The sequence below is a fragment of the Phenylobacterium sp. genome (assembly GCF_016793285.1).
Classification (GTDB): Bacteria; Pseudomonadota; Alphaproteobacteria; order Caulobacterales; family Caulobacteraceae; genus Phenylobacterium.
This window is the reverse complement of record NZ_JAEUMO010000236.1, coordinates 1-2,792: the sequence shown is the minus strand read 5'-3', so window position 1 is coordinate 2,792 and position 2,792 is coordinate 1. Positions and strand designations below refer to the sequence as shown.

Annotated in this window: 2 protein-coding genes and 1 riboswitch; both genes read left to right on the top strand. The window is 74.8% G+C overall.

Annotated features, from left to right (window positions below; translation table 11 throughout):
* Positions 1 to 1,503: heparinase II/III family protein (locus JNL41_RS20290; RefSeq protein WP_293477993.1), on the top strand; the 1,503-nt coding region annotated here is incomplete at its 5' end.
* 6 nt (positions 1,504 to 1,509) lie between these two features.
* A riboswitch (ZMP/ZTP riboswitch) is annotated at positions 1,510 to 1,594 on the top strand.
* A 22-nt stretch (positions 1,595 to 1,616) separates the two neighbouring features.
* Positions 1,617 to 2,792, top strand: a 1,176-nt coding sequence (gene purH / locus JNL41_RS20285; protein ID WP_293477992.1) for a bifunctional phosphoribosylaminoimidazolecarboxamide formyltransferase/IMP cyclohydrolase, incomplete at its 3' end; no start/stop codon positions are given.

The following is a 2,792-nucleotide window of genomic DNA, read 5'->3' as shown; positions in this document are numbered from 1 at the left end:
GACGTCGAGGCCGGCCGCGCGGTGCTGGCGGGCGCCTTCGTGCTGGCGGGCCAGACCCTGGCCAGCGGCGTGCGCGGCGACCCCTGGGACCGCCCCAGCCCCAGCCGCGCCTTCGCCGAGGCCCTGCACCGCTTCGACTGGTTGCCGGGACTGATCGCCGCCGGCCCCGAGGGCGCGGGCGAGGGGTTGCGGCTGGTGCTGGAGTGGCGGCGGCGCTTCGGCCGCTGGAACAGCTTCGCGTGGGCCCCGGAGGTGATGGCGCGACGCGTCTACAACCTCGCCTGCGCGGGCCCGGCGCTTGCCGCGCGCGCGTCCGAGGCCGAGGTGTCGCAACTCGCCACCGACCTGGCGCGGCAGGCCCGCGACCTGCTCGTGGCCGGCGATGTCGCCGATGCGGCCGAGCGCGCGGCGTGCGCGGCGGTGGCCGGCGCGGCGCTGCGCGGAACCGGCGGGCGCAAGCTGCTGGACCGTGCGCTGGGCAAGCTCGGCCGCGCCCTGGCGCTGACGGTCGACGCCGAGGGCGGCCACGCCACGCGGCGGCCGGACCTGGCGCTCGAGCTGCTGTTCGACCTGCAGACGCTGGACGAGGCGATGGTCCAGCGCGGGATGGCCGCGCCCGACGCCGTGCAGCGCGCCATCGACCGGCTGGCGGGCGCGGTGCGGTTCTTCACCCTGGCCGATGGCCGGCTCGCGGCCTTCCAGGGCGGCCATCCGTGCAGCGCCCCCTACGTGGCCGCCGCCCGGGCGCAGGACGAGGCCGGCGATCGGCCCACCGCCCCCGGCCTCGGCGGCTACCAGCGTCTCGATGCGCGCAACGTGCAGGTGATGGCCGATGTCGCCGGGCCGCCGGCCGGCGCCTGGTCGCGGGACGCCGGCGTGGCGCCGCTGGCGCTCTGCGTGCTGGTCCACGGCCGCCGGCTGATCGACGCCGCCGCCGGCCGCGGGCTCGAGACCGCCGCCACCGTGGAGGCGGGCGAGCTGCCGGCCCGGGTGCTGGCCGGGCCGCCCGCCGGCGTGCTGGGCGCGCGGCTGATCGACGCCGACCTCGTCGTCGACGTCCAGCGGCACGAGGCGCCCGGGGCGCTCTGGCTCGACCTCGCCCACCACGGGTGGATGGCGCGCTACGGCACGATGCATCAGCGCCGGCTCTACCTGGACACCCTGGCCGGCGAACTGCGCGGCGAAGACCGGCTGACGCCCACCGCCCGCGCCCAGGGGCCGGACGGGCGGCACTTCATCCCCTACGCGGTGCGCTTCCCGCTGCACGCGGGCGTCCGCGCCCTGATCTCGCAGGACAGGCGCAGCGCGCTGTTGCGGCTGGAGGGCGAGGCCGACGGCTGGATCCTGCGCAACGACGCCCTCGACGTCGCGCTCGAGCCCCGCGCCGGCGGCGGGGTCCAACTGGTGCTGCGCGGCCGGCGCCGGGCCGATTCCGGGGCCCGGGTGCGGTGGAAGCTCGCGCCGGCGCGGCAGCCGGTTGACCCGCCGCCCGCTGCGGCGTAACCCGCGGCCATCCCGCGTGACTGGCGACTGGAGGTGGGCGACCACCGGGGAGCGCGAGGACCATATTCCGCCGCGCGCCTGGGCATTCCCTTTGAACCTGTAAGGAGAATGCCGTGCCTGCCGCGCCCGATTTCCCGCCTGCTCCCGACCGTGTGCCCCTCCGGCGCGCCCTGATCAGCGTCTCGGACAAGACCGGCCTGATCGACGCCGCCAGGGCGCTGGCCGCCAGGGGCGTGGAGCTCGTCTCCACCGGCGGCACCCGCAAGGCGATCGCCGACGCCGGCCTTGCGGTGAAGGACATCTCCGACCTCACCGGCTTTCCCGAGATGATGGACGGCCGGGTGAAGACCCTGCACCCCGTCGTCCACGGCGGTCTCCTGGGCGTGCGCGACGCGCCGGCGCACAAGGCGGCGATGGATGAGCACGGGATCGGCGGCATCGACCTCGTCTACGTGAACCTCTACCCGTTCGAGCAGACGGTGGCGGCCGGCGGCGACTACGAGACCTGCGTCGAGAACATCGACATCGGCGGCCCGGCGATGATCCGTTCGGCGGCCAAGAACCACGGCTACGTGGCCGTCTGCACCGAGATCGGCGACGTGGCGGACGTGCTGGCCGAGTTCGCGGCGGACGGGACGACCAGCCTGGCCCTGCGCAGGAAGCTCGCGGCGCGGGCCTATGCGCGCACGGCCACCTACGACTCCTCGATCGCCTCGTGGTTCGCGGCCGAGCTGGGCGAGTTCGCGCCGGCGCGGTTCTCCATCGGCGGCCAACTCGCCCAGACCATGCGCTATGGCGAGAACCCGCACCAGGAGGCCGCCTTCTACCGCTTCCCGAACCCGGCGGTGGGCGTCGCCACGGCGACCCAGCTTCAGGGCAAGGAGCTGAGCTACAACAACATCAACGACACCGACGCGGCCTTCGAGCTGGTGTCGGAGTTCGATCCGGCGGCCGGTCCGGTCTGCGCCATCGTCAAGCACGCCAACCCCTGCGGTCTGGCCACTGGCGGCACGATGCTGGAGGCCTACAACCGCGCGCTGGCCTGCGACCCCACGAGCGCGTTCGGCGGCATCGTGGCGCTGAACGGCCGGCTGGACGCGGCGACCGCCGCCCAGGTGCTGGAGATCTTCACCGAGGTCGTGATCGCGCCCGAAGCCGACGACGACGCCGTCGCGCTCTTCCGCAAGAAGAAGAACGTGCGCCTGCTGGTCACCGGCGGCCTGCCCGATCCGCGGGCCTTCGGGAAGACGTTCAAGTCGGTGACCGGCGGCTTCCTGGTGCAGAGCAAG